This window comes from Rhabdothermincola salaria, assembly GCF_021246445.1.
Taxonomy (GTDB): domain Bacteria; phylum Actinomycetota; class Acidimicrobiia; order Acidimicrobiales; family Acidimicrobilacustridaceae; genus Rhabdothermincola_A; species Rhabdothermincola_A salaria.
Window position 1 is genome coordinate 1 of the sequence record NZ_JAJQXW010000006.1, and the last position, 26132, is coordinate 26132.

The following is a 26132-nucleotide window of genomic DNA, read 5'->3' on the forward strand; positions in this document are numbered from 1 at the left end:
CGAGATCGCCGCCGTCAGCGTCGTCTTCCCATGATCGATGTGACCCATCGTGCCCACATTCGCATGGGGCTTGGTCCGCTCGAACTTCTCACGCGCCATGGGGGATCTCCTGGGTGCCTTTCGGGGGTGGGATGGGGACTCGCCCGCAGATCGGACGAGGGTGCTTCGATGGTGTCGGCGGTCGGACTCGAACCGACGACCACTCGATTATGAGCCGAGTGCTCTAACCGTCTGAGCTACGCCGACAGGCCGCCGACCCGGGAGACCCGGGCCGGAGAGAGCCCCCTGACAGAATCGAACTGTCGACCTTTTCCTTACCATGGAAACGCTCTGCCGACTGAGCTAAGGGGGCGCGCTCGGCACGAGGTGCCGCGCACAAGGTCGCCACTATGCCATGCCCCGTCCCGGGTTCCCAACTCGGCTCCGCTCAAGGCGGCGGCGTGCCGTGTCGATGCTGCCCGGGTGAGGCTGACCCGGGTCGTCATCGAAGCAGACGGGCGCCGCTTCCACCTGGACATGCACCCCGGGCTGACCGTGGTGAGCGGACTCGACCGGGTGGCCCGGCGCAGCCTCGGCCGCGCCATCGTCTCGACGCTGGGCACCGGGCGGCCGGGCCTGCACGCCGAGGTGCTCACCGACGACGGGCACCACCTGGCGGTCTTCCGACCGCCCTCGTCACCGGTCCGGGTCGTCGACGTGGACTCGGCGCGTGACATCACCGGCGACGTCGCACCCGACGGCGGGCCGCCCGACCTGCTCGCCCACTTCGGTGTCGGCCCCACCGAGGCCCCCGCCGTGGTGCTGATGGGACCGCGCGACCTGGAGACCCGATCGGTGGTCGAGCAGCGGATCCTCGAGCTGGCCCACGTCGACCAGCACCGGCTCTGGGACGTGGCCGACAAGGTCGCCGAACGGGCCGCGCAACTCAGCCAGCTCGGGGGTGAGCCCGAGGAGCTCGACAGCGTCCTCGTGGAGGAGATCGACCGCCGCCACCGGGCCTTCGAGGCGGCCCAGGCCGAGCACGAGCGGGCCCAGAGGGTGTGGCTGCTGTTCGGTGCCAACGCCGGGCTGATGGCTGCGCCCGTGGCCGTCGCCGCCGGATGGGCGGCGGCGATCCCCTTCCTCGGCGCGGCAGCGGCCATGACCGCCTGGTCGGCCCACGAGTGGCGTGTCGTCGAGGCCGCCCGGCGCGAGGAGTCAGCTGCCCTCGAGGAGGCCGGGGCCACGTCCTACCTCGCCTTCCAGCTGGCCCGGGTCGACCGGGCCCTCGGCACCGAGGCCCACCGACGCCGGCTCGGCCAACTCGTCGGCGCCCACCGGGCCGCCCTCCAGGAATGGCGCCTGCTCGCCGGCGACACCGACGTCGAGTGGGCCGACCAGCACCGCCGAGAGATCCTGGGGACCGCCCAGCGCCTGCGGGACGCGGCCCGCGCCGGGGCTCCCTCTCCCGCGGTCATGCCCGGCGACGAGACCGCGCGCGACCGGCTCGACCGGCTACGAGTGCGCCTCGCCGTCCGCCCCAGCGGCGGGGAGTCCGTTCCCCTCGTCTGCGACGATCCCTTCATCGAGGTGGATCCCGGCGCCAAGCCACCGCTGCTCGAGGCGCTGGTGGAGTGCGCCCGACAGCGTCAGGTGATCCTGCTGACCGACGACGCCGAGGTCACCACCTGGGCCCGGGTCGAGCGCCTCACGGGAGATGTCGAGCTGGTGGAGCACGCGCCGGTACGGTGAACGCCGTGCTGTTGCGCCTCGCCCGCCCCGCCGACGCCGAGGCCATCCGGACCATCTACAACGCGGAGGTCACCGGCTCCACGGTCACCTTCGACCTGCGCCCCCGGTCCCTGGAGGAGCAACGGGCGTGGCTCGACGCCCGCTCCGGAGCGTTCGCCGTGCTGGTGGCCGAGGACGAGGGCGAGGTGGTGGGCTTCGCCTCCCTGTCGCCCTACCGGGACCGGCCCGCCTACAGCACCACCGTCGAGGAGTCGATCTACATCCGCCACGACCAACGGGGCAAGGGCCTCGGCAAGGCGTTGCTCGGCGAGATCGTGGAGGTGGCCTCCCGCCAGGGGTTCCACACGATCATGGCCCGCGTGGTGGGCCACCACCAGGCCTCGATCGGGCTGCACCGATCGGTCGGGTTCGGCGTCGTCGGCGTGGAGCGCGAGGTCGGACGCAAGTTCGGCAAGTGGCTCGACGTCGTCGTCATGCAACGCATGCTGTGAGCACGCGCTGGCCGGGCGACCGGCCCGGCCCCGCTGCTCGTTTTCCGTGGCCGGTGGTGGTGTCGCTACAGTGAGTCTCCCCTGGGTCGGTGCCCGAGTGGCCAAAGGGAACGGGCTGTAAACCCGTCGGTTCTGCCTACGGTGGTTCGAATCCACCCCGGCCCACCGCAGCGCGACGCCTCGGCGTCGGGCCGCACCGCAGCATCCGAGCTCGGCCGCCCTCCGGGGCGGCCGAGCCGCGTGCGGTCGATCGCGGCGGCGCCATCGCGGTAGACATCACCCATGCCCAGCTTCGACATCGTCTCCGAGGTCGACACCCAGGAGGTCCGCAACGCGGTCGATCAGGCCGCCCGCGAGATCGCCAACCGGTTCGACTTCAAGAACACCGACTCCAGCATCGTCCTCGATGACTCCGGGATCGAGATGCGCTCGGTCACCGAGGACCGGCTCAACGCCATCCGCCAAGTGCTCGAGGAGAAGCTCGTGAAGCGCAAGGTCTCCCTGAAGGGGATCGAGCACGGCAAGGTCGAGGATGCCGCCGGCGGCACCGTCCGCCAGGTGTCCACGCTGAGCGCCGGCATCTCCTCGGAGAAGGCCAAGGAGCTGAACAAGGCCATCAAGGGCCTCGGCCTCAAGGGCGTCCAGTCCCAGACCCAGGGCGACCAGGTGCGCGTCACCGGCAAGAAGCGCGACGACCTCCAGGCCGTGATCGCTGCGCTCAAGGAGAAGGACCTCGGCATCCCCCTCCAGTTCGAGAACTTCCGCGACTGACCCAACCCTGGCGCCCGGACCGGTCGGGCGTCGGGACCCGACTTCGGGACTCGGGGTCCCGGCGGGTCCTGTCCCGGCCCAGAACCTGACGTGCTCAGTCGCTCAGAGCGGCAGCTTCGTGGAGCTCTGGCGTAGGTCGACGAGCTCCTCGTCGATCTCATGTGGCGGCCACCGAGCCGCACTCGCTCCTGTGCGCGCGTCAGAACCGTGGCCCGGGCCACCCCCCGGGACCCGCTCGGACCCGGGTCCATGGAGCCTTCCTCGCGAACTCGTCGGGACGCGATGTGGGCGCCTCGCTGGCCGGGACCATGGCGGCGCGGAGCGCCGCGGTGTGGCGGCGACGCTGCGCTTGCCCGCCGCCACCTGACCGCGACCGTCAGCCGACTCGCAACAGCCGACGCCGCGCAGCAAGGAGGCTCAGCCACGGCACGCGTTTCGGCGAAGCCGGCGAGGGGAGCCTGCGACCCGAGCTGAGTGTCAGAGGCGGTGAGGGGAGGCTTGCCGACCCGAACGAAGTGTCACGGCTTGCCGACCCGAAGCAGATGTCACAGGCGACGCCGCGCAGCAAGGAGCCTCAGCCTGCGTGAACGGTCGCCGCAGGCGGCGGAGGGGAGGCTTGCCGACCCGGAGCTAGTCGTAGTAGCCGGAGTGGATGTAGACGCAGGGGATGCCCTCGGTGTGGAACATGTGGACGTTGCGGCGGTCGTCCTCGAAGGCCAGGCGCAGGTCGAGGCCGTAGTCGCGGAGCTCCCCGACGGTGCGCTGCTTGTAGCCGCGGCTCGAGCCGTGGTCGTGCCAGTCGCGCATCACCAGCAGGTCCCAGCGCAGCCCGTAGCGGTCGAGCCAGCCGAGGGTCTGGGGGCGCACCCGGGCCGGCCGGGCGGTGAGCAAGACGATGTGCAGGTCATCGTCGAGCACGTCGAGGAGGCGGGCGACCTCGGCGATGAGCTCGTCGTCGCCGCAGGCCGCGAAGAAGGCCTCCCAGTCCCGGTAGGGATGGTCGAGGTAGTGCTGGCGGCGGGAGGCGTCGGAGAGCACCCCGTCCATGTCGAACACCACGGCGGGGCCCGGCTCGACCGGCCCGTCGCGCCACTGCCAGTTGTCGGGGAGAGGCATCGTCACCCCGCCATGATGCCCCGCTGGCGGGTCACCCGGCGGCGGTGCGGATGGCGTCGACCACGGAGGCGTCGGCGAGGGTGGTGACGTCGCCCAGGTCACGGCCCTCGGCCACGTCGCGCAGGAGCCGGCGCATGATCTTGCCGCTGCGGGTCTTGGGCAGGTCGGGCACCACGATGACCCGCTTGGGTCGGGCGGTGGGTCCGATCTTGACGGCCACGTGCTGGCGGATGTCCTCGACCATCTCGGGGTTCTCCTCGGCCCAGCCCCGCAGGATGACGTAGGCCACGATGGCCTGGCCGGTGACGTCGTCGGTGGCCCCCACGACCGCGGCCTCGGCCACGGCGTCGTGGTCGACGAGGGCGCTCTCGACCTCGGTGGTGGAGACCCGGTGCCCGGACACGTTCATGACGTCGTCGACGCGGCCGAGCAGCCAGAAGTAGCCGTCGTCGTCGATCTTGCAGCCGTCGCCGGCGAAGTAGCGGCCCGGGAACCGCGACCAGTAGGTGTCACGGTAGCGCTGCGGGTCGCCCCAGATGCCGCGCAGCATGCCCGGCCAGGGCTTGTCGATGGTGAGGTAGCCGCCGCCCCGTTCGATGGGCTCGCCGACGTCGTCGACGACCTGGAGGCTCACCCCGGGCAGGGGGCGGGTGGCCGAGCCCGGCTTGAGGGTGGTGACGCCCGGGAGCGGGGTGATCATGTGGCCGCCGGTCTCGGTCTGCCACCAGGTGTCGACGATGGGGCACCGGCCCCCTCCGATGTTGGCGTGATACCACATCCAGGCTTCGGGGTTGATGGGTTCGCCCACGGTGCCGAGCACCCGCAGCGAGCTCAGGTCGTGCTGGGCGGGCTCCTGCTCGCCCCACTTCATGAACATGCGGATGGCGGTGGGCGCCGTGTAGAGCTGGGTGACCCCGTACTTGGCGACGATGGCCCAGAGCCGGTCGCGGCCCGGCGTGTCGGGGGTGCCCTCGTAGAGCACGGACGTGGCCGCGTTGGCCAGCGGGCCGTAGACGATGTAGCTGTGCCCGGTGACCCATCCGATGTCGGCCGAGCACCAGTAGACGTCGTCCTCGGGCTTCAGGTCGAAGACGACCTTGTGGGTGAAGGCGGCCTGGGTGAGGTAGCCGCCGGTGGTGTGCATGATGCCCTTGGGCTTGGCGGTGGTGCCCGAGGTGTAGAGCAGGTAGAGCAGGTCCTCGCTGCCCACCGGCACCGGTGCGCAGGTGGGTTCGGCGGCGGGCACGACCTCGTGCCACCAGTGGTCGCGACCGGCGACCATGTCGACGTCGGTGCCCGTGCGGCGCACGACCACGACGTCGGTGACCGTGGGGCAGTGCTCGAGCGCGGCGTCGACGTTGGGCTTGAGCGGGGAGGCGGCCCCTCGTCGGTAGCCCCCGTCGGCGGTGATCACGACCTTGCAGCCGCCGTCGTTGACCCGGTCGACGATGGAGTCGGGTGAGAAGCCCCCGAAGATCACCGAGTGGGCGGCGCCGATGCGGGTGCAGGCCAGCATCGCCGCCGGCAGCTCCGGGATCATGGGCATGTAGATGGCGACCCGGTCGCCCTTGTCGACCCCCAGGTCGCGCAGCACGTTGGCGACGCGCTGGACCTCGTCGAGCAGGTCGGCGTAGGTGATCGTGCGGGTGTCGCCCGGTTCACCCTCCCAGTGGTAGGCGACTCTCTGCCCCAGCCCGGCGTCGACGTGGCGGTCGAGGCAGTTGGCCGAGACGTTGAGCTCGCCGCCGACGAACCACTTGGCGTCGGGGAGGTCCCATTCGAGCACGGTGTGGAAGTCGGTGGACCAGGTGAGCAGCTCGCGGGCCTGGCGGGCCCAGAAGGCCTCGGGGTCGGCGTCGGCCTCGCGGTACAGCGAGTCGTCGGTCACCAGCGCGTCGGCCACGAAGGCCGGGGGCGGCGGGAAGGTCCGGTCTTCGACGAAGTAGTCCTCGATCGTCGGCTCGCTCATCGGCGTTGCCCCTTCCCCGTGGTCGCGGTCCCCAGGGGGCCGACACTACCGATCGGGCGACGCCGCCATCACCGCTCGGGCGCGCCGGCTCCGACGTCCCATCGCACGACCACGAAGCCGCCGAGCCCGGAGGGGTCGAGCAACGCCTCGGCCTCGCTCACCCGGCTGCGGCCTCGCAGGGCCTCGAGGTCGCCCAGGTGGGCGCGCTCGCGCCAGATCCGTCGCCCTTCTTCGACGAGGTCGTCGATGCCGTTGGCGAGCAGGAAGTCGGCCTGCGTGCTCACCGTCCCTCCCGGGCACCCCCGCAGGAGCTGGTCGACCGCGACGTCGGCGGTGATGTCCTGGGTGCCGGGGTCGTCGAGGGGGTGCCCGCCCCGTTCGTGGCCTCGGAAGGTGCGCAACCAGGCCAAGGGGGGCCGCTCGGCCAGGTCGGCATCGGAGGCGCCGTAGTCGACCACGAGCACCTGCCCCTCCGCCAGGCGGTCCCGGGCCCGGCCCACCCATGCCGCGGCCGCCGCCTGGTGGGGCACCCACACCCCCGCCGGCAACGCCCCGAGCACCACGTCGTCGGCGGAGGTGGGCCCGCGGGGCACGATCACCGGCGCGAACGCGGCGTCGCCGCCGCGGACCACGCGCAGCTCCTCGACGCCACCGCCGGTCGCCCGGGCCACCGGATCGAACGGGAGGTTGTCGAGCAGCTCGTTGGCCACCACCACCCCTCGGACGGTGGCATCGGGGAGGTCCGCGGCCGACACGACAGCCGGCCCGCGCCCGGCCCGGGGGGCGGTGACCACGGCCGTGAGGTCGCCACCGGCGCGCTCCCCCACCCAGGCTGGCTGGTGCGCGCCATGAGCGGCGCGCTGCGCGGCCGATGTCTCGACCAGGACGTGGACCAGTGCCTCGGCGCAGCGAGGACCGGCGGCCAGCACGGTGCGGGCCAGCGTGCCGGGTCCGGCGCCACCCTCGATGACGACGAAGGGGTCGGGACGCCCGAGCTCGTCCCAGGAGGCGTCGAGCACCCGGGCCAGCACGGCACCGAACAGCGGGCCGACCTCGGGGCTGGTGAGGAAGTCGCCCCGGCGGCCGGCCCGGCCACCCCCGGCGTAGAACCCTTCGCGGGGGTCGTACAGGGCGGCCTCCATGAACGACGAGAAGGCCAGAGGGCCGTCGGCGTCGATGCGAGCCAGCAGACGGTCGTGGAGGGACTCGTCCCCCGGGCCGGGCGGGGATGCCATGGCGGCCTCCCCCGGCGGTCAGCCGCCGAGGCCGAGGAGGGTGACGGACTCGGTGAAGTGGGTGAAGGCCCGGGGGAAGACGCCCACGGCCAGGGTGAGCACCGCGGTGATGCTGACGGCGGCCACCAACGACGGCGGCACCCGGATGGGCGTGACGTCGCCGTCGGGCGCGTCGTCCATCCACATGACCCGCATGAGGCGGCCGTAGTAGGCGAAGGCGACCACGGAGTTCACGGCCACGAGCACGGCGAGCGAGTAGCCCGAGAAGTTGCCCGCGCTGGCCAGGGCCCGGAAGATCTCGAGCTTGCCGAACCACCCCGCCGCCGGCGGGATGCCGGCCAGGGCGAAGAGGAAGAGCGTCATGCACACCGTGAGAGCGGGGGCGTAGGAGAACAGCCCGCCGAAGCTGCTCAGCTCCGCCGAACGGGTCTTGCGGGCCACCGCGATGACCACGGCGAAGGCACCGAGGTTCATAGCCGCGTAGATGAGCAGGTAGACCACGATCGCCTGCAGCGAGGTGAGGCCCACGTCGCCACCCGTGCCGGCGATGGCCAGCGGGGCGAGGATGTAGCCGGCCTGGGCGATGCCCGAGTAGGCGAGCATGCGCACCACGTTGGTCTGGCGCAGGGCGATGAGGTTGCCCACGGTCATGGTGACGGCGGCGAGCACCCAGATGAGGGGCCCGTAGACGTCCTCACGGCCGTAGAGGGCGATGAAGACCAGCTGCAACAGGGCGACGAAGCCGGCGGCTTTGGAGGCCACCGCCAAGAAGGCGGTGATGGGCGTGGGCGCACCCTCGTAGGTGTCGGGGGCCCACGTGTGGAACGGCACGGCGGACACCTTGAAGGCGAAGCCGATGATCACGAACACGATGGCCAGGGTGACGATCGGCTGGGTGTCGGCGGCCCCTCCGACCACTTCTCCGATCTCGGCGAGGACGGTGGTGCCGGTGAGCCCGAACAGCAACGACATGCCGTAGAGCAAGATGGCCGAGGCGAAGACGCCCATCAGGTAGTACTTGAGACCCGCCTCGTTGCCCTTGCTGTCGCGCTTGCGCCAGGCGGCCAGCGTGTAGGCGGGGATGGACAGCATCTCGAGGGCCACGAACATGGTCACGAGGTCGCGGGACGAGGCCATGACGAGCATGCCCACCACCGAGCCGAGCAGCACCTGGTAGTACTCGCCCTCCCAGTAGTCGCCCTCGGCGATGTAGTTGGTGGACAACAGCACGACCACGTAGGCCGAGGCGAGGAACAGGGCCTTGAGCACCAAGGCGAAGTCGTCGACGACGTAGGCGCCGCCGAACATCACCCGGTCGGTGCCGTCCATGGCCAGGGTGACCAGCGGGATGGCCGCCACGAGCAGGCCGATGCCGGCGATCGTCGACGACAGCCACCGACCGCTCTCGTCGGTGAAGGCATCGACGATGAGGACCAGCGACAGCACGCCGACCACGATCAGCTCGGGCGCGAGGGCGTGGAGGTCGAGCTGGGGGGTCTCCCAGGCGAAGGCGGCCAACTGGGCGAGCACCGATCAGCTCCCTGCGTTGCCGAAGGCGGCGACGGTGTTGACGACGGCGGGGTCGGTGACCTTGAACAGCAGGTTCGGGTAGATGCCGAGCACGACGATCAGGGCCAGCATCGGCGTCCAGGCCACCCACTCGGCGGGCTGCACGTCGGTGATGTGGGGGTCGTCGGCGAATTCCTCGGTGGGTTCGCCGAACGCCACCCGCTGGTAGAGCCAGAGCAGGTAGGCGGCGGCGAGCACCGTGCCGAGGGCGGCGACGACCATGTAGACCCGGAACAGCGCCTCGTTCAGGTCGCCGCCGGGGTTGTAGGCCGAGAGGATCGCCGGGAACTCGCCCCAGAAGCCGGCCAGGCCGGGCAGACCGAGCGAGGCCATGGCGGAGAAGCCCAGGATCCAGCCCATGCGGGGAGCCTGCTTGAGCATCCCGCCGAGACGCCCGATCTCGAGGGTGTGGTAGCGCTCCTTGGTGGAGCCGGCCACGAAGAAGAGCATCCCGGTGATGAGGCCGTGGGCGACCATGCCGAAGATGGCCGCGTTGATGCCGAAGTCGGTGAGGGTGGCGATGCCGAGCATCACGAAGCCCATGTGGGCCACGGACGAGAAGGCGATGAGGCGCTTCATGTCGGTCTGGGCCAGACAGCACAGCGCCCCGTAGATGATGCCGATGACGGCCAGCAACCCGATGAAGGGCGCCCACCGTTCGGCCGCTTCGGGCAGGATCGGCAGCGAGATGCGCACGAACCCGTACGTGCCGAGCTTCAGCAGCACCGCGGCCAGGATCACCGAGCCCACCGTGGGGGCCTGGGTGTGGGCGTCGGGCAGCCACGAGTGGAACGGGAACATGGGCACCTTGATGCCGAAGCCCATGAACATGCCACCGAAGATCCACAGGGCCGCACCGATGGAGATGCCCTCGGCGGCGGCCGGCAGCTGGGTCATGTCGAAGGTGTGGCGCATGACGCCGTCGACCATGATCTCGTCGGAGAGGAAGTACAGCGCCATGAAGCTGACGATCATGAGCGCCGAGCCGAACAGCGTGTAGAGGAAGAACTTCATCGACGCGTAGCGGCGCTTCTCGCCGCCCCACACGCCGATCATGAAGTACATCGGCAGCAGCACGACCTCGAAGAACACGAAGAACAAGATGAGGTCCTGGGCGGCGAACGTGCCGATCATGCCCGTCTCGAGGATGAGGATCAGTGCCAGGAACGCCTTGGGGTTGTGCGGCTCCGGGAAGTGGTTCCACGAGTACACGATGCACAACGGCACCACCAGCATCGTGAGGGCGATGAGCGGCAGCGAGATGCCGTCCATGCCGACGATGTAGCGGCTGTTGATCACCGGGATCCACGCCTTGTCGACGAAGAACTGCAGCGCTCCCGCGTCGTCGTAGTCGAAGTTGGTGAACAGCAGCACACCGACCAACGCCACCGCGAGGGAGGTGACGAGGGCGGTGACCTTGATGAGGTACTCGTCCTTCTTGGGGATGAGCATCACCACGGCCGCACCGACCAGCGGCAAGAACACCGCCAGGCTGAGGCCCCAACCGTTCAGGAAGTCTTTCATCAGTGGCTTTCCTGGGTTCCTAGAGGACGAAGACGAAGACGCCGGCCAAGACCGTGGCAGCGGCGAAGAGGATGGCGCCGTACTGCTGGACCTTGCCGGTCTGCAGACGACGCAGGAGCTGGCCGGAGGCCTCGGAGGCCGTACCCGAACCGTTCACGAGGCCATCGACCACGAACTGGTCGACGCCGCGGTAGACGACGCCGGAGGCCTTCCGGAAGACCGTCGCGGTGCCATCGACGATGCCGTCGATGACGTTCTGGTTGAACCAGTTCGCGGCCCGGGCCAGGGGGCCCTTGGTGTTGGCCGCGATGATGTCGGTGTAGAGGTGGTCGAGGTAGTACTTGTTCTCGAGGATGGTGTAGCCGCCCCGGGCCAGGCGACTGCGGGCCATGAGGCCGTGCGGGCCCAGGTTCTTCTCGTAGTACGCGTAGGCCGCGAAGAGCCCGGCGACCGCCAGCACGGTGGACAGCAGCGCCACCCAGGGCACGAAGCCCGAGTGCGCCACCGCGGGGAAGACGAAGTTCGGCTCGACGTAGTCCTCGAAGGGGTGGACGAACGCGCTGGGGAGCTCGAGGCCGAAGAAGTTCGCCGGGAAGTTGAAGAACCCGAAGGTCACCGAGGCGATGGCCAGGATGACGAGCGGCACGGTCATGACCCTCGGCGACTCGTGAGGCGTGCCGTGGCCCCGGTACTCGCCCCAGAAGGTCATCCAGTAGGCCCGGCCCATGTAGGCCGCCGTCATGAAGGCCGTGATGAAGCCCATGACGAGCATGAAGGTGTAGGCCTGCTCCTGCCCGACCGCGGCGCCGGCGAGGATCTCGTCCTTGGACCAGAACCCGGCGAAGGGGATGATGCCGGCGAGGGCCAGCGTGGCCAACAAGAACGTGATGTGAGTGGTCTTCATGTACTTGCGCAGGCCACCCATCTCACGCATGTCGAACGTGTGGTGGGCCGCATGGCTGACCGAGCCGGCACCGAGGAAGAGGCAGGCCTTGAAGAAGGCGTGGGTGAAGAGGTGGAACACGCCGGCCGTCCACGCCCCCACCCCGAGGGCCATGACCATGTAGCCCAGCTGGGAGATGGTCGAGTAGGCCAGGACCTTCTTGATGTCGTACTGCACGAAGGCGAGGACGCCGCCGATGATGGTGGTGAGCCCACCGATGAGGGCCACGTAGTGGAACGAGCTCGATCCGATGGCCAGACCCGACCAGAACACCGGGTACAGGCGGGCGATGAGGTAGACGCCGGCGACCACCATGGTGGCGGCGTGGATGAGCGCAGACACCGGGGTGGGCCCGGCCATGGCATCGGGCAGCCAGGTGTGCAGCGGGAACTGGCCCGACTTCGAGGTGACACCGGCGAACAGGCACAGCGCACCCACGAGCAGCAGGGTGGTGTTGGCCCCCGGCGAGAGGGCGTACTCGTTGATGTGCAGCACCCCGAAGCTGGTGGCCCCGGCGGCGAAGAAGGTGATGGTGACGCCGATGATGAGGCCCATGTCGCCGACACGGTTGGTGAGGAAGGCCTTGAGGGCGGCGTCGGAGTTCTTCTTCTCCTCCCACCAGTGCCCGATGAGGGCGAACGAGCAGAGACCGACGAGCTCCCAGCCCACCAGCATCTGCAGCGTGTTCGAGCTGATGACGTAGAGCAGCATCGACGCGGTGAACAGCGACAGGAAGGCGTAGTAGTGGGTGAAGCGCCGATCGCCGCGCAGGTACTCGGTGGAGTAGATGTGCACCAGCAACGAGATGATGGTCACCGTCACCAGCATCATGGCGGTGAGCCCGTCGACCAGGGTGCCGGCCTTGAACTCGATGCCTCCGATCTGGAACCACGTGACCTCGGCGACCACCGGAGTGACGGCGGCCTCGGCCTTGCCCTCCCCGGCGGCGGCGGCGAGCTCGCCGGCGGCGCTCTCACCGGTGCCGGGGCCGATGGGCGTGACGACCGCGGCGGAGTGGCCCTCGGCGCCGGCCTCCGCTGGCGGAGGCAGCTCCACGCCCTGCAGCTCCGAGGAGGGCACCGAGGTCGGCGGGTCGTCGACCCGCTGGATCCACTGGCCGGCCACGACGAGCGACAGCAGCAGGCAGACGGAGACCGAGGCGATGCCGATGCCGGCAGTGGCCCTGGTGCCCAGACGCTTGCCGAAGAACAAGATGGCCACGAACGACACCGCCATGAGGGCGGGGAGGATCCAGACCTGGTCGAGGAGATGGGGGATCACGGTCAGCTCAGCCCTTCAACAGATCGAGCTCGGTGACGTCGATGCTCTGTCGGTTGCGGTAGATCATCATCACCATGGCCAGGCCGACGCCGACCTCGGCGGCGGCGATGGCGATCACGAACAGGGCGAAGACCTGGCCCGTCATGTTGGTGATGTCACCGGCGTGCCACATGGCCCCGAAGGCGACGAGGTTGATGTTGACGGCGTTGAGGATGAGCTCGATCGACATCAGGATCATCACGCCGTTGCGGCGGGCGAGCACCCCGTAGACGCCGATGCAGAACAAGATCGCGCCGAGGAAGAGGAACTGGTTGACGAGCATGGGTCAGTCCCGCCTTGCCAGGACGATGGCCCCGACCAGGGCCACGAGCAGGAGCACCGAGATCACCCAGAAGGGGATCAAGAAGGTGGAGAAGATGGAGTCGCTGACCTCGGCGGTGCGCTGGACGGCGATGTCGCCGAACTCTCGGTCCTCGAAGCCGTCCCAGAGGGCGAAGCCGAGCAGGCCGGCGAGGATGACCCCGATGCCGGCGGCGACGGCCTTGGCCGGGCCCGGGTTGTCGAGGTCGTCGGTGCGGCCGATCTTGGAGCGGGTGAGCATGATGCCGAACAGGAACAGCACCATGATGGCGCCGAGGTAGACCAGCACCTGAGTGATGGCCACGAACTCGGCGGCCAACAAGATGTACTGGGCGGCCACGCCGGCGAGGACCAGCACCAGCCAGAGGGCGGCGTGCATGATGTTCTTGCTGGTGACCACGCGGATGGCCCCGAAGACCATCAGGGCGGCGATCACGTAGAACGCGATGTTCTGGGCGACGAGCAGGGCGAGCATCAGTCTCGAGGCACCTTCTTGACCTTGGCCTCGGAGCCGGCCTCGTAGGCGGGGAAGTCCGGGACGGTCTGCATCCACTGGCCCAAGCGGGTCTTGTCGTGGAGCAGGTCGGCGATGCGGACCTCGGAGTACTCGTACTCGGGGCTCCAGAAGAGGGCCTCGAAGGGGCAGACCTCGACGCAGATGCCGCAGTACATGCACAGGGCGAAGTCGATGTCGAAGCGGTCGAGGGCGTTCTTCTGGCGGGGCTTGCCGCCCTCACGGCGCGGAGGCGCGAGGTACTTGTGGGCCTCGATGAAGATGCACCAGTCGGGGCACTCGCGAGCGCACAGCATGCACGCGGTGCAGTTCTCCTCCTTGAGCGAGATCACACCCCGCGCACGCGGCGCGGGGAGCTCCTTCTCGTGGGGGTAGAGCGTGGTCTGGGGGCCCGAGGTGAGGGTCTTGACCATCTCACCGAACGTGACACCGAGGCCCTTGATCAGACCTGGGACCTGAGGCATCTAGAGCACCACCTTGAGCACGCCGGTCACGAGGATGTTCACGAGTGAGATGGGGATCAGCACCTTCCAGGCGAAGGACTGCAGCTGGTCCTCACGGAAGCGGGGGTAGGTGAAGCGGACCCAGAAGATGATGAACGACACGAGCATCACCTTGGCGAACAGCACGATGGGCCCGAGGACGTAGTACCAGTCGCTCGAGGTCGAGAGCCACGGGACCGCCCAGCCACCGAGGAAGAGCACCGATGCGATCGCCGCGAAGGCGAAGGCGGTGGCGAACTCGGCGAGGAAGAACAACAGGAACCGGAAGCCCGAGTACTCGACCTGGTAGCCGCCGACGATCTCGGACTCGGCCACCGGCATGTCGAAGGGGGGCTGGGTGAGCTCGGCCTGCACGGCGGCGAGGAAGATCACGAACCCGACGAACTGGGTGAGGATGAACGGGTTGCCGATGCCGCCCCAGCCGAAGATCTCGCCGTCGGCCTGGGCGAACACGATGCCGTTGAGGCTGAGGGTGCCGGCCTGGATGACCACACCGACGACCGCCAGCACGAGCGGGAGCTCGTAGGCGATGAGCTGCCCGGCGGCACGGAGCGCACCGATGAGGGAGTACTTGTTGGCCGAGGCCCAACCGGCCATCAGCACGCCGATGACCGACAGCGACGAGACCGCCAGCACGAAGAAGATGCCGGTGTCGAGGTCTTCGACGACGAGGTTCGGTGAGGCGGGGATGGCCACGTAGACGAGCAGCGTCGAGACGAGAACGACGATCGGTGCGGCCCGGAAGACGAACTTGTCGGCCCCGTTGGGCATGAGGTCCTCCTTCTGGAGGAACTTCACGCCGTCGGCGAGCAGCTGCAGGGTGCCACGAGGGCCGGCTTCCTGAGGCCCGAGGCGGCTCTGCATCCAACTCATGACCTTGAAGAGGAAGACCATGCCGAGGATGAGGGCGGTGGTGGGGACCACCGCGCTGACCACGAGGACCTTGATGACGGTCGACAGCCAGTAGGGCGGGTCGAACGCGGCGAGGAGGAGGGTCATCGGTCGATGTCACCCAGGATGAAGTAGAGGCTGCCGAGGATCGAGATGAGGTCGGGGACGTAGACGCCCCGGGCCACCCACGGCACGATGGAGATGTTGTTGAACGAAGGCGTGCGGATCTTGACCCGGAACGGGACCAGGTCACCCTTGGAGACGACGTAGTAGCCCATGGCGCCGAGGGGGTTCTCGGTCTCGACGTACGCTTCGCCCTCGGGCACCTTGATGATGCGCGGCACCTTGGCCATGACCGGACCGCCGGGCAGCGAGTCGAGCAGCTGGTCGACGATGAGGGTGGCTTCGCGGGTCTCCTGCAGACGCACCCACGTGCGGGCGTAGCAGTCGCCGTCGGGGTGGGTCCAGACCTTCCAGTCGGCCTGGTCGTAGGCCAGCCCGGGCGGGCACGCGTCGCGCCGCAGGTCCCAGTCGACCCCCGAGCCGCGCAGGTTGGCGCCGGAGAGCCCGTAGCTGAGGGCGATGTCGGCGGGGATGATGCCGATGCCGCGGGTACGAGCCTGGAAGATCTCGTTGCCCATCATCAGGGTCTCGGTCTCGTCGCAGAAGGCTCGGAGGCGCGCCATGGCGGCCTTGGTCTCGGCGATCCAGCCCTTGGGCAGGTCGTCCTTGAGGCCGCCGATGCGGTCGAAGTTGGGATGGAAGCGACCGCCGGTGGCCGCCTCGATCTGGTTGAGCACGTGCTCGCGGTCACGGAAGGCGTAGAAGCCCATCGTCATGGCCCCGAGCTGCAGGCCGAAGTCGCCGAGGAACAGCGAGATGTTGGCGATGCGGGCCAGCTCGAAGAGGATGGTGCGGATGTGCTGGGCCTGCGGCGGGGCCTCGACCTCCATCAGCTTTTCGGCGGCGAGGATGAATGGCACCTCGTTGGCGAAGCTGCCGAGCCAGTCGATGCGGTTGATGAGGGCCGTGACCTGCGGGTAGGTGCGGACCTCGGTGAGCTTCTCGTAGCCGCGGTGCATGTAGCCCGGGATCGGTTCGGCGGTGATGATCTCCTCGCCGTCGAGCTTGGCGACGATGCGCAGGGTGCCGTGGGTGGCCGGGTGCTGCGGGCCCAGGTTGAGGGTCATGCCCTCGGTCTCGAGCTCGACGTTGACGCGGGCGTCGGCGGCCTGCGACGCGATGTAGGCGAGCTGGTCGCGCTCGCTGATGGCGGTCATTCGCCCTCTCCCTCGTCGTCGCCCTCACCGGGCAGCGGCTCCACGTCGACGATGCCCGGCCACGGACGCACCCGGCGGCTCAGCAGCGGGAAGTCCTTGCGCAGGGGGTGCCCCTGGAAGTCGGCCGGGAGGTACAGCTTGATCAGGTTGGGGTGCCCGTCGAAGGTGATGCCGAACATCTCGAAGCACTCGCGCTCGTGCCAGTTGGCCCCCCGGAAGTGCGGGGTCCAGCTGCCGATGCGCAGGTCGTCGTCGGCGATGTCGGCCTTGAGGTGCACGCCCATGCCGGCGGCGATGGAGTAGAGCCGGCCGATGACCTGGAAGCGGGTGTCGCCGCCGGCGTAGCCCTGCTGCAGGGGCCCGGGATCCTTGGGCTCGCCGCCGTGGACCGCCAGGTCCTCCTGGGCGTCCATGTCGCGCCCGTAGGGCGAGGGCAGCCAGTCGATGGCGGAGAGGTAGTCGAAGAAGTCGTAGCCCAGGGCCTTGAGCTCGGCCGCGGCCTGGGGCCAGGCGTCGCGGTCGACGCGAACCCAGAGGTCGTCGAGAGGACGGATGTGGGAGCCGACGACGGCGTCGCCGAGGGCCGCGGTGATCTGGCCCAGGAGGGCCTCACGGGGCTCGTCGACGAGCGGCGCCTCTTCCTCGGGCGCCTCGGTCTCGGTGGACGTGTCAGCCGACGACAATCGGATCACCCTTCCAACGAGCGGACATGTCCTCGTTCAAGATGCGCTCCTGGAGCAGGACCACACCCTCGAGCAGGGCCTCGGGCCGAGGCGGGCAACCGGGGACGTAGACGTCGACGGGGATGATCTGGTCGACGCCCTTGGTCACCGAGTAGCTGTCCCAGTAGGGGCCCCCGCAGTTGGCGCACGATCCCATGGAGATGACGTACTTGGGGTCGGGCATCTGCTCGTAGAGGCGCAGCACGGCCGGCGAGAGCTTGTCGGTGACGGTGCCGGCGATGACGACGAGGTCGGCCTGCCGGGGCGTGGCCGGGAACGGGATGACGCCGAGGCGCATCACGTCGTAGCGGGGAGAGGCGAAGGCGGCCCCCATCTCGATGGCGCAGCACGCCAGACCCCACTGGTACGCCCAGATGGAGTACTTGCGGCTCATGTTCAGGAGCTTGCCGATGGACTTCGGCATGCGTCCGCTCTCGACTAGGCCCATCGGATGACCCCCTTGCGCCAGGCGTGGAGCAGGCCCAGGGCGAGCAGCACGATGACCGAGCCCATGGCCACCAGGCCGAACCAGCCGTAGACCTCGAGACGGGTGGCCCACGGGAAGATGAACACCGCTTCGACGTCGAAGATGACGAACATGAGGGCGAAGACGTAGTAGCGGATCTGGCTCTGCGACCAGGCGGTGCCCACGGCGTCGACGCCCGACTCGTAGGTCAGGTACTTCTGCTCCTGGGGGCGGGTCGGTCGCAGGATGCGACCGAGGCCCAGGAGCCCCGCGGCCAGACCGACGCCGACACCTGCGAAGATGGCGACCGTCAGGTACTGCCGCACGAAATCGGAGTACTCAGACATCGGCGGCTGAGCCTAGTGAACGGCTGCACATGGCAGGAAATCCTCTGGTCAGGCGGGACGGGGAGCCACGAAGGCACCCCGCCGAGGGCGGATCGGGCGGGTTCGACACAGGGGGTGGGACGGCTCCGTCGCGCCCGGTGAAGGGGCGCGACGGGGCCTCACGGGCCGGTGGGAGCGACGACGCCCTGGTCGGTGTCGTCGACCTGCACCAGTGCCGGTTGTCCTTCGCGTGCGGGCTGGACGAGGGCGTCGGGCAGGATCCCGTAGAGCACCGTGACGACGACGCAGAGGCCGATGGCCAGACCGGCGCCGGCTGGGATCGGGAGGCGCTGGGCTCGCGTGGGCACGGTGCCGTCGTCGCCGTCGTCGGCGCCGGACATGAACATCGCCACCACGATGCGCAGGTACAAGAAGGCGGCGATGACCGCTGACACCATGGCCACGAGGGCCAAGGGGATCGACGAGGCGTCGACCGCCGCGGTGACGGCGTAGAACTTGGCGAAGAACCCGGCGGTGAACGGCACACCGGCCTGGGCGAACAGCAACAACGTGAACGCCGCCGCCAGCAGCGGGTTGGTGCGGGCCAGGCCCCGGTAGTCGGCGAGCTCGTGGCGTCCGTCGCCTCGACGGCCGACGACCGTGATGACGCCGAACGAGCCGGCCACCATGAAGGTGTAGGTGGCCAGGTAGAAGAGCACGGCGGCGGTGCCGTCGGCCGAGCCGGCCTCGACCGCCATGAGGATGAAGCCGGCGTGGCTGATGGACGAGTACGCCATCATGCGCTTGACGTTGCTCTGCACGATGGCGAGGGCGGCGCCCAGCACCATCGACAGGATCGCCAGCGCGTAGACGATCGGCTTCCAGGTGGTGCCGTAGTTCTCGAAGGTGAGGACGAACACCCGCACCAGCCCGGCGAAGGCCGCCGCCTTGACGCCCGAGGCCATGAAGGCCACGACCGGCGACGGGGCGCCGTCGTAGACGTCGGGGCTCCAGGCGTGGAACGGCACGGCGGAGACCTTGAAGGCCAGACCGACGAGCATCAGGGCCAGGCCGAGCAGGAGCAACCCGTTCTCGGCGGGCACCACCTGGGCCATGAAGTCCTTGATGGCGATGAGGTTGGTGGACCCGGTGGCCCCGTAGACCAGGGCGACGCCGTAGAGGAAGAACGCCGAGGAGAACGAGCCCAGCACGAAGTACTTGAGGCCCGACTCCTGGGACTGGGCCCGGCGCAGGTGCATGGCGGCCAGCACGTACACGGCGATGGAGAGCGTCTCGAGGCCGAGGAACACGACCAACAGGTCGTTGGCCGTGGCCATCATGACGCCGCCGCTGGCCGAGAGCAGCATGAGCACGTAGAGCGCGGGGCCCTCGTCGAGGCCTTCGCGGCGCAGGTAGTCGTCGGCCAGCAGGGCCGTCAGGATGACCGCCATGCACACGACGACGGTGACGAAGAGCCCGAAGCCGTCGATGCCCACCATGCCACCGACCGTGCTGAACGGCCCCATGACCTCGGCGCCGTTGTCCCACCACAGCACCTTCTCCCAGCCCTGGACGCGAGCCCATAGGGGGATGGTGGCGATGGCCGCCACGGACGCCACGACGACGGTGGCGATGGCGTAGAAGGAGCGGGGGGTCCGGCTGCGCAGCACCGAGGAGAGAGTGAGCATCAACAGGGCGCCCACCATGAGCACGATGAGGGGCAACAGGCCCCGCCAGTCGACGGATGGTCCCTGCACCTCGACGATCTGGTCCCCCGGGACCGACGAGGCCTGGGCGAAGAAGGTGGCGAGTGCGCTCATCGGTCCGACTCCTCGGCGAGGGCGGAGTGGTCGTCGGCGGCGCCGTCGCCCTCGACGACGATCTCGAGCTCACGGCCGTCCTGGGTCACCGGCTGGGTGAAGCCCGGGACCTCGGCCTCCATGCGGGCCACGACCCGCTTCACCGATGGTTCGATGCGGTCGAGGACGGGCTTGGGGTACACGCCGAGGAACACGATCAGGAACAGCAGCGGGACCATGACCAGGCGTTCGCTGAGGTCGAGGTCCGGGAAGAGCTTGTTGTCCTCGTCGGGTTCGCCGTGGAAGACCCGCTGGTAGGCCCACAGCAGGTAGAGGGCGGCGACGATGACGCCGGCGGCGGCCACCACGGCCCACCAGCGGTGGGAGATGAAGGTGCCGAGCAGGATCAGGTACTCGCCCACGAAGCCGTTGAGGCCCGGTACACCGATGGAGGACATCATCACGACGGTGAAGATGCCCGCGTAGACGGGGGCCACCTTGGCGATGCCCTTGAGCTTGGCGATCTCGTAGGTGTGGCGGCGCTTGTAGAGGAAGCCGAGCAGGATGAACAGCGCACCGGTGCTGATGCCGTGGTTGACCATCTGCAGCACCGAGCCCTCGATGCCCTCCACGTTGAGGGCGAACAGCCCCATGACGGCGAAGCCCATGTGGGCCACCGACGAGTAGGCGACGAGGCGCTTGAGGTTCTTCTGCATGGCGGCGACGATGCCGCCGTAGATGATGCCGATGGCGCCCAGGGTGAGCATGACCGGCGCGAACCACACGGTGGCCTCGGGGAAGAGCTCGAGGCCGAAGCGCAGGAAGCCGTACGTGCCGAGCTTGAGCAGGATGCCGGCCAGGTCGATGGAGCCGGCGGTGGGGGCCTCGGTGTGGGCGTCGGGGAGCCAGGTGTGGAAGGGGAACGACGGGACCTTGACGGCGAAGGCCACTGCCATGCCGAGGAACAGCCACCGTCCGGTGTTGGTGGCCAGCGAGTCGCTGGCGATGATCTTGGTGAAGTCGAAGCTCACCCCACCGTCGTCGCCGGCCCCGGCCAGCACGGCGAGGGCCACGATGGACACCAGCATGAAGGCCGAGCCCAGCATGGTGAACAAGAAGAACTTGGTGGCGGCGTACACCCGGCGGCCGTGGCCCCACTTGCCGATGAGCATGTAGAGCGGGATCAGGGTGATCTCGAACATCAAGAAGAACAGGAACAGGTCGAGGGCGAGGAACGCCCCCATGCACCCGCCCATGAGCACGGTGAGCCAGCCGTAGTAGCCCTTGACGTCGTGGTCGGGCTTGGCCGCGAACAGCGCGATGGGGAACAGCACGCCGGTGAGGGCCACGAGGAACAGCGAGATGCCGTCGACGCCGAGGAAGAACTTGATGTCGAGGGACTCGACCCAGGTCTGGCTCACGGTGAACTGGAAGCCGGGGTCGGCGGTGTCGAACTGGACGACGACGACGGCGGCCAGGATGCCGGTGAGCAGCGAGGCCAGCACGGCCACCTGGCGGTGCAGCTCCGGCCGGGATCGGGGGATGAGCGCGATCGCCAGCGCCCCGACGAACGGCACCAGGATGAGGGCCGGGAGGATCGGGAAGCTCGGCGATTCCGCCGCGAAGAGAGAGGCGCTCAGCACTAGAAGGTCACCTGCGTGAGGACGAAGGCCACGACCACCACGGCGCCGACGGCGATCATGAGGGCGTAGGCGCGGACGTAGCCGTTCTGGACCGTGCGCAGGCGGGCGGCACCGCCGCGGGTGGCCCGCCCGACGCCATTGACGGCGCCGTCGATCACCACCCGGTCGAAGAGGGCGGCCAGCTCGAAGAGTCGCTGGCCGGGCCCGCCCATGAAGCGCGAGATCGAGCTGTCGATGTACCAGCCGTGCAGGAACAGCTTCTGCTCGATGAAGGTCGCCGGGAACCGGTGGCGGATGTAGGTGAAGTAACCGATGGCGATGCCGGTGGCCGACAGGAACGCCGAGATGCCGAGCTCGAAGGCCAGCTTCACTCCGGAGGTCTCGAACTGGGCCTGGTTCTCACCGATGACCGGCTCGAGCCAGTGGTCGAGGAACTTCAGCGAGTCGTTGAACGGCAGGTTGAGCAAGCCGGCGAAGGCGGCGCACACCGCCAGCACCATCAGCGGCACGGTCATGACCCAGGGCGACTCGTGGGGAGTGACCCCGTGGGCCGGGACCGGCTCGGGCGCGGCGTGGGCGTGGTCGGGGCCCGAGGCCGTCTCGGTGGCCACGGTGGCCTCCCCCACGGCGTTGGCCTCGCCCTGCTCGCCGACGACGACCTCGCCGTCGGCACCGTCGGCACCGGGGCCGGTGTGGGCGGCCTGGGCGGCCAGCTCGTCGTCGACGCTCTTGCCCCACCGGGCCTCCCCGAAGAAGACCATCATGGTCTCGCGGGTGATGTAGAGGGCGGTGAGCAGGGCGGCGAGCAGGCCGAGCACGTAGAGGACCGGGCTCTTGTGCAGGGCGAAGGCGAGGACGTCGTCCTTGGCCCAGAAGCCCGACAGGGGCGGGAAGGCGGCGAGGGAGAGCCAGCCGACGAGGAACATCCCGCCGGTGATGGGCATCACCTTGCGCAGGGCGCCCATCCGGCGGATGTCCTGCTCCTCGTGCATGCCGTGGATGACCGAGCCGGCGGCGAGGAAGAGCAGGCCCTTGTAGAACGCGTGGGCGATCATCATGAAGATGGCCGCCGAGTACCCACCCGAGCCCACGGCCAGGAACATGTAGCCGAGCTGGCTGACGGTGGAGTAGGCCAGCACCTTCTTGATGTCGGTCTGGGCCAGGGCGATGGTGGCGGCCAACAAGGCGGTGAGCACACCGACCCAGGCGATGAGGGTGGGGAGCCAGTCGGCCGCGGCGGCGAGGATGGGGTTGACCCGCACCAGCAGGTAGACACCGGCGGTGACCATGGTGGCGGCGTGGATGAGCGCCGAGACGGGGGTGGGACCCGCCATGGCGTCGGGGAGCCACACGAAGAGCGGGAACTGGGCCGACTTGCCGATGGCCCCGATGAACAGCATCACCCCGATGAAGGTGGCCGTGCTGACGGCCAGTCCGGCGGCATCGGGGAGCATCTCGGTGTACTTGACGGTGCCGAAGGCGAAGAAGGCGGCGAACGTGGCCACCATGAAGCCCCAGTCGCCGATGCGGTTGGTGATGAAGGCCTTCTTGCCGGCGCTGGCGTTGGCGTCCTTCTCGAACCAGAACGAGATGAGCAGGTACGAACAGGCGCCCACGCCCTCCCAGCCCAGGAAGGTGAGGATCAGGTTGTCGCCCAGCACCAGCATCAGCATGGAGAAGACGAACAGGTTCAGGTAGGTGAAGAAGCGGGGGAACCGGCTGTCACCGTGCATGTAGCCGATGGAGTAGAGGTGGATCAGCGAGGCCACCCCGGTGACGAACAGCACCATCGTCATGGAGAGCGGGTCGAGCAGGAAGCCCACGTCGACCTGGAAGGTGCCCGCCGGGATCCACTCGAAGAGAGTCAGCTCGTAGAGGTCGCCGGGCTGGTCGCGCAGGCCGAGGAACACGACCACGGCCGTGACGAACGAACCGGCCACGGCGGCCGTGGCCAGCCAGCCGGCGACGGGCTCACCGATGCGCGAGCCGAAGAACAGCAGGACCAGGAAGCCGGCGAGCGGCAGGGCAGGGATCAGCCAGAGCAGTTCGACCATCGGTGCCTCAGCCCCTCAGCAGTCTGATGTCGTCGGCGGTGGCACCGGGCTTGCGCCGGACGACGGCCACGACCAGCCCCAGCCCGACGACGACCTCGGCGGCGGCGACCACCAACACGAAGAAGACGATCACCTGCCCGGTGATGTCGTCGAGCATGACGCCGAACGTGACGAAGGACAGGTTGACGGCGTTGAGCATGAGCTCGACGCACATGATCATGACGAGCGGGTTGCGGCGCACCAGCAGTCCGACCGCACCGAGCCCGAACAGCACGGCCGACAGCACCAGGTAGGCCATGTCGAGGTTGCGCATCAGTGCTCGTCTCCCTCGGCGGGGGCGGTGAGCGGCTCGTCGCCCTGGTCGGTCATGGAGGCCGGCTCACCGATGGGCTCGACGTCCTTGGGTCGACGGGAGAGCACGACCGCGCCGACCACGGCAATGGTGAGCAGCCCGGCGGTGATCTCGAGCGGGAAGACGTAGGTGGTGAACAGCTGGCGCCCGATCTGGGCGATGTTGCCGGCACCCTCCTCGAGGGCCCCGGTGACCGACCGGGCCCCGGTGACGGCGTCGGAGCCGCTGATGACCAGCACCGCGAGCACCGCCCCGACGAGGACCACCCCGACCAGGCCCGCCAGCGCCCGCTGGCCCACCAGGGGTTCGGTGGTGAGGTCCTCTTCCTGGTCGACGCCGAGGAGCATGAGCACGAACAGGATCAGCACCACGATGGCGCCGGTGTAGACGATGACCTGCACGGCGGCCAGGAGCTGAGCGTCCTGGTTGAGGAACAGCACGGCGATGCCGAACAGGCAGGCCACCAGGCTGAGCGCCGAGTGCACGGGGTTGCGCGAGACGATGACCCCGAGGCCACCGGCCAACACGACGACCGCGCAGATGACGAAGACGGCGGTTTCCAAGAGTCAGTGCCCCCCGTGATCGTCGTGACCGGGTGCGTCGTGGCCGTGGTCGTCGTGACCGTCCTCGTCCACGAAGTCCGCCGGTGTGGTCACCCGGTCCTTGAGCTCCTGGCCGTCCTCGGGGGCGCGGACGCCGTAGCCCAGCTCACCCGACCAGCCGACCGACCCCTCGAAGCGGGCGTCGCCGGACGGCGCGGTGGCGCGCATCCAGGCCGAGGTGTGCTCGTCCTCGCCGGGTCGCCAGTCCTCCCAGGGCAGGTGCTGAGGACGCCCGTCGTCGTCGACCACCAGCTCTTCCTTGGTGTAGATGGCGTCGGCCCGGTTGGTGAACGAGAACTCGAACATCTTCGACTCGGTGATGGCCTCGGTGGGGCAGGCCTCGACGCACAGGTCGCAGTGGATGCAGCGCAGGTAGTTGATCTCGTAGACGTAGCCGTAGCGCTCGCCCGGCGACACGGGATCGTCGGGCGGGTTGTCGGCCCCGCGGACGTAGATGCAGCGCGCCGGGCACACGCCGGCACAGAGCTCGCACCCGATGCACTTCTCCATGCCGTCCTCGTAGCGGTTGAGGACGTGGCGACCGTGCACCCGGATCGGCTTGGGGGCCTTCTCCTTGGGGTACTCGGTGGTGACGCGCTGCTTGCGCCCCATCTGGCGCAGGCTGACGAGGAATCCGCCCAGATAGCCCATGGCTAGTCCACCACCCCTTCGAGTCGGCGGGCCTTGGATGTGGACAACGCCAGCTTCAGCAGGCCGAAGCCGATGCCGAACAGCGCCAGCGTGCCGCCGACGACGAGGCCGGCGTTCCAGTCCTGGTCGAGGGCCACCTGGATGACGGCCAGCACCAGCACCCAGCCGAGCGAGAGCGGGATGAGGACCTTCCAGCCCAGGTCCATCAGCTGGTCGTAGCGCACGCGGGGAAGGGTGGCGCGCACCCACACGAAGCCGAACAGGAAGATGACGACCTTCACGAAGAACCAGATGATGCCCCAGAGCCAACCCGGGCCGATGAGGGCGGGGCCGGCGGGACCGCCGAGGAAGAGCGTGACGATGATGGCGGCCATCGTGATGCTGTTCATGAACTCGGCCAGGAAGAACAGGGCGAAGCGGATCGAGGAGTACTCGGTGTGGAAGCCACCGACGAGCTCCTGCTCGGCCTCGACGAGATCGAAGGGCGGCCGGTTCAGCTCGGCCTGGCTGGCGACGAGGAACACCACGAACGGCACGAGCCCCGTGAGCAGGATGTTCCAGTTGGGCAGGAAGCCCCATCCGCTGCCGGCCTGGTTGAGCACGATGTCGTGCGTGCTGAGCGAGCCGCTCAGCAACACCACGGCCACGACCGACAACCCGAGCGCAGCCTCGTAGGAGACCATCTGGGCCGAGGCCCGCACCGAACCGAGCAACGGGTACTTGGAGCCCGAGGACCAGCCGGCGAGCATCACGCCGTAGACGGCGACCGACGACATGGCCAGCGCGAAGAGGACGCCGATGGGCGGGTCGGCGAGCTGGAGATAGGTCTCCTTGCCGAACAGCTCGACGGTGCCGTTGTTGCCTCCCGTGAAGTCGCCCCCGATGGGGACGATGGCGAACAACAGGAACGCCGGGATCACCGACAGCATGGGGGCGAGGATGAAGACCCGTCGCTCGGCCTTGTCGGGGATCAGGTCTTCCTTGAAGAAGAACTTGGTGCCGTCGGCGAGGGTCTGGAGGATGCCGAAGGGTCCGGCCAGGTTGGGGCCGATGCGGTTCTGGAGGTCGCCGACCACCTTGCGCTCGAACCACACCATCAGCATCGTCGAGACCAGCAACAGCACGAAGACGACGACGACCTTCAACACCACGATGAGGACGACGGCGAGGTCGATGTTGCCGGCGAGGAGGGGATCACCGCCCAGCATCGAAACTGCCTCCGTCGTCGGTCTCGGGGTGGACGCGGGGGGCCGGGGTCAGGCCACGCCCGCAAGGGGACGGCCTAGCCCATCGCACGGAGGTGGGGTCGCGCAACTCTGCTCGTCGGCCGGCTGCCACC

25 protein-coding genes and 3 tRNA genes are annotated in these 26132 nt (G+C 68.9%); 4 read left to right on the forward strand and 24 right to left on the reverse strand.

What is annotated here, in order from left to right:
• The 3 genes from LUW87_RS17855 to LUW87_RS17865 form a co-directional block, all read right to left on the reverse strand.
• Positions 1–99 (reverse strand): GTP-binding protein (locus LUW87_RS17855; protein WP_232672602.1); only part of this gene is annotated, 99 nt, incomplete at its 3' end.
• 70 nt (positions 100–169) lie between these two features.
• Positions 170–246 (reverse strand) — tRNA-Met (locus LUW87_RS17860).
• A gap of 33 nt (positions 247–279) precedes the next feature.
• Positions 280–352: transfer RNA gene (locus tag LUW87_RS17865), tRNA-Thr, on the reverse strand.
• Positions 353–462: 110 nt separating this feature from the next.
• On the opposite strand from LUW87_RS17865, the gene LUW87_RS17870 reads away from it, so the two are divergent.
• The 4 genes from LUW87_RS17870 (at position 463) to LUW87_RS17885 (ending at position 2993) form a co-directional block, all read left to right on the forward strand.
• A complete protein-coding gene (locus LUW87_RS17870; protein WP_232672569.1) occupies positions 463–1731 on the forward strand; it encodes a hypothetical protein in 1269 nt (422 codons plus the stop codon).
• Positions 1732–1736: 5 nt separating this feature from the next.
• The gene (locus LUW87_RS17875) at positions 1737–2222 is read left to right on the forward strand and encodes a GNAT family N-acetyltransferase (RefSeq protein WP_232672570.1); all 486 of its coding nucleotides are present in this window, start codon (positions 1737–1739) and stop codon (positions 2220–2222) included.
• An 83-nt stretch (positions 2223–2305) separates the two neighbouring features.
• Positions 2306–2387 (forward strand) — tRNA-Tyr (locus LUW87_RS17880).
• Positions 2388–2504: 117 nt separating this feature from the next.
• A complete protein-coding gene (locus LUW87_RS17885) occupies positions 2505–2993 on the forward strand; it encodes a YajQ family cyclic di-GMP-binding protein (RefSeq protein ID WP_232672571.1) in 489 nt (162 codons plus the stop codon).
• Between the two features lie 630 nt (positions 2994–3623).
• On the opposite strand, the gene LUW87_RS17890 is transcribed toward LUW87_RS17885, so the two are convergent.
• From LUW87_RS17890 to nuoH (LUW87_RS17990), 21 genes are all read right to left on the reverse strand, one after another.
• Positions 3624–4109, reverse strand: coding sequence for a phosphatase domain-containing protein (locus tag LUW87_RS17890; RefSeq protein WP_488169003.1), 486 nt, complete (start codon positions 4107–4109; stop codon positions 3624–3626).
• Positions 4110–4140: 31 nt separating this feature from the next.
• Positions 4141–6078, reverse strand: a complete 1938-nt coding sequence (gene acs / locus LUW87_RS17895; protein WP_232672573.1) for an acetate--CoA ligase — start codon at positions 6076–6078, stop codon at positions 4141–4143.
• Positions 6079–6146: 68 nt separating this feature from the next.
• Positions 6147–7313: an SAM-dependent methyltransferase gene (locus tag LUW87_RS17900; RefSeq protein WP_232672574.1), complete on the reverse strand. Its 1167-nt coding sequence runs from the start codon at positions 7311–7313 to the stop codon at positions 6147–6149.
• Positions 7314–7331: 18 nt separating this feature from the next.
• A complete protein-coding gene (locus LUW87_RS17905) occupies positions 7332–8843 on the reverse strand; it encodes an NADH-quinone oxidoreductase subunit N (RefSeq protein ID WP_232672575.1) in 1512 nt (503 codons plus the stop codon).
• 3 nt (positions 8844–8846) lie between these two features.
• Complete coding sequence (locus tag LUW87_RS17910; protein ID WP_232672576.1) at positions 8847–10406, reverse strand: complex I subunit 4 family protein; 1560 nt, start codon at positions 10404–10406, stop codon at positions 8847–8849.
• A gap of 19 nt (positions 10407–10425) precedes the next feature.
• Positions 10426–12630, reverse strand: coding sequence for an NADH-quinone oxidoreductase subunit L (nuoL, locus tag LUW87_RS17915; protein WP_232672577.1), 2205 nt, complete (start codon positions 12628–12630; stop codon positions 10426–10428).
• A 7-nt stretch (positions 12631–12637) separates the two neighbouring features.
• Entirely contained in the window at positions 12638–12952 is a 315-nt protein-coding gene (nuoK, locus tag LUW87_RS17920; RefSeq protein ID WP_232672578.1) for an NADH-quinone oxidoreductase subunit NuoK, read from the reverse strand.
• Positions 12953–12955: 3 nt separating this feature from the next.
• Positions 12956–13465, reverse strand: a complete 510-nt coding sequence (locus LUW87_RS17925; RefSeq protein WP_232672579.1) for an NADH-quinone oxidoreductase subunit J family protein — start codon at positions 13463–13465, stop codon at positions 12956–12958.
• Entirely contained in the window at positions 13465–13968 is a 504-nt protein-coding gene (locus tag LUW87_RS17930) for a NuoI/complex I 23 kDa subunit family protein (RefSeq protein WP_232672580.1), read from the reverse strand. Before LUW87_RS17930 ends, LUW87_RS17925 begins: the two co-directional genes overlap by 1 nt.
• Positions 13969–15006, reverse strand: coding sequence for an NADH-quinone oxidoreductase subunit NuoH (gene nuoH, locus LUW87_RS17935; RefSeq protein WP_232672581.1), 1038 nt, complete (start codon positions 15004–15006; stop codon positions 13969–13971).
• Positions 15003–16178, reverse strand: coding sequence for an NADH-quinone oxidoreductase subunit D (locus tag LUW87_RS17940; protein ID WP_232672582.1), 1176 nt, complete (start codon positions 16176–16178; stop codon positions 15003–15005). The genes nuoH (LUW87_RS17935) and LUW87_RS17940 overlap by 4 nt, the downstream gene beginning before the upstream one ends.
• Positions 16175–16861 carry an NADH-quinone oxidoreductase subunit C gene (locus tag LUW87_RS17945; RefSeq protein ID WP_232672583.1) on the reverse strand — a complete coding sequence of 229 codons (687 nt, stop codon included), beginning with the start codon at positions 16859–16861 and terminating at the stop codon, positions 16175–16177. The genes LUW87_RS17940 and LUW87_RS17945 overlap by 4 nt, the downstream gene beginning before the upstream one ends.
• On the reverse strand, positions 16848–17324 hold the full coding sequence (locus LUW87_RS17950) for an NADH-quinone oxidoreductase subunit B (RefSeq protein WP_232672584.1): 477 nt from the start codon (positions 17322–17324) through the stop codon (positions 16848–16850). The genes LUW87_RS17945 and LUW87_RS17950 overlap by 14 nt, the downstream gene beginning before the upstream one ends.
• 14 nt (positions 17325–17338) lie before the next feature.
• Positions 17339–17713, reverse strand: a complete 375-nt coding sequence (locus tag LUW87_RS17955) for an NADH-quinone oxidoreductase subunit A (RefSeq protein WP_232672585.1) — start codon at positions 17711–17713, stop codon at positions 17339–17341.
• A gap of 158 nt (positions 17714–17871) precedes the next feature.
• Positions 17872–19512, reverse strand: a complete 1641-nt coding sequence (locus LUW87_RS17960) for an NADH-quinone oxidoreductase subunit N (protein WP_232672586.1) — start codon at positions 19510–19512, stop codon at positions 17872–17874.
• Positions 19509–21134, reverse strand: a complete 1626-nt coding sequence (locus LUW87_RS17965) for a complex I subunit 4 family protein (protein ID WP_232672587.1) — start codon at positions 21132–21134, stop codon at positions 19509–19511. The genes LUW87_RS17960 and LUW87_RS17965 overlap by 4 nt, the downstream gene beginning before the upstream one ends.
• Positions 21134–23188: an NADH-quinone oxidoreductase subunit L gene (nuoL, locus tag LUW87_RS17970; protein ID WP_232672588.1), complete on the reverse strand. Its 2055-nt coding sequence runs from the start codon at positions 23186–23188 to the stop codon at positions 21134–21136. The genes LUW87_RS17965 and nuoL (LUW87_RS17970) overlap by 1 nt, the downstream gene beginning before the upstream one ends.
• 7 nt (positions 23189–23195) lie before the next feature.
• A complete protein-coding gene (gene nuoK / locus LUW87_RS17975) occupies positions 23196–23501 on the reverse strand; it encodes an NADH-quinone oxidoreductase subunit NuoK (protein ID WP_232672589.1) in 306 nt (101 codons plus the stop codon).
• The gene (locus LUW87_RS17980) at positions 23501–24103 is read right to left on the reverse strand and encodes an NADH-quinone oxidoreductase subunit J family protein (RefSeq protein WP_232672590.1); all 603 of its coding nucleotides are present in this window, start codon (positions 24101–24103) and stop codon (positions 23501–23503) included. Before LUW87_RS17980 ends, nuoK (LUW87_RS17975) begins: the two co-directional genes overlap by 1 nt.
• A 3-nt stretch (positions 24104–24106) precedes the next feature.
• Positions 24107–24793, reverse strand: a complete 687-nt coding sequence (gene nuoI / locus LUW87_RS17985; RefSeq protein ID WP_232672591.1) for an NADH-quinone oxidoreductase subunit NuoI — start codon at positions 24791–24793, stop codon at positions 24107–24109.
• 2 nt (positions 24794–24795) lie between these two features.
• A complete protein-coding gene (nuoH, locus tag LUW87_RS17990) occupies positions 24796–26001 on the reverse strand; it encodes an NADH-quinone oxidoreductase subunit NuoH (RefSeq protein ID WP_232672592.1) in 1206 nt (401 codons plus the stop codon).
• Between the last annotated feature and the right edge of the window lie 131 nt (positions 26002–26132).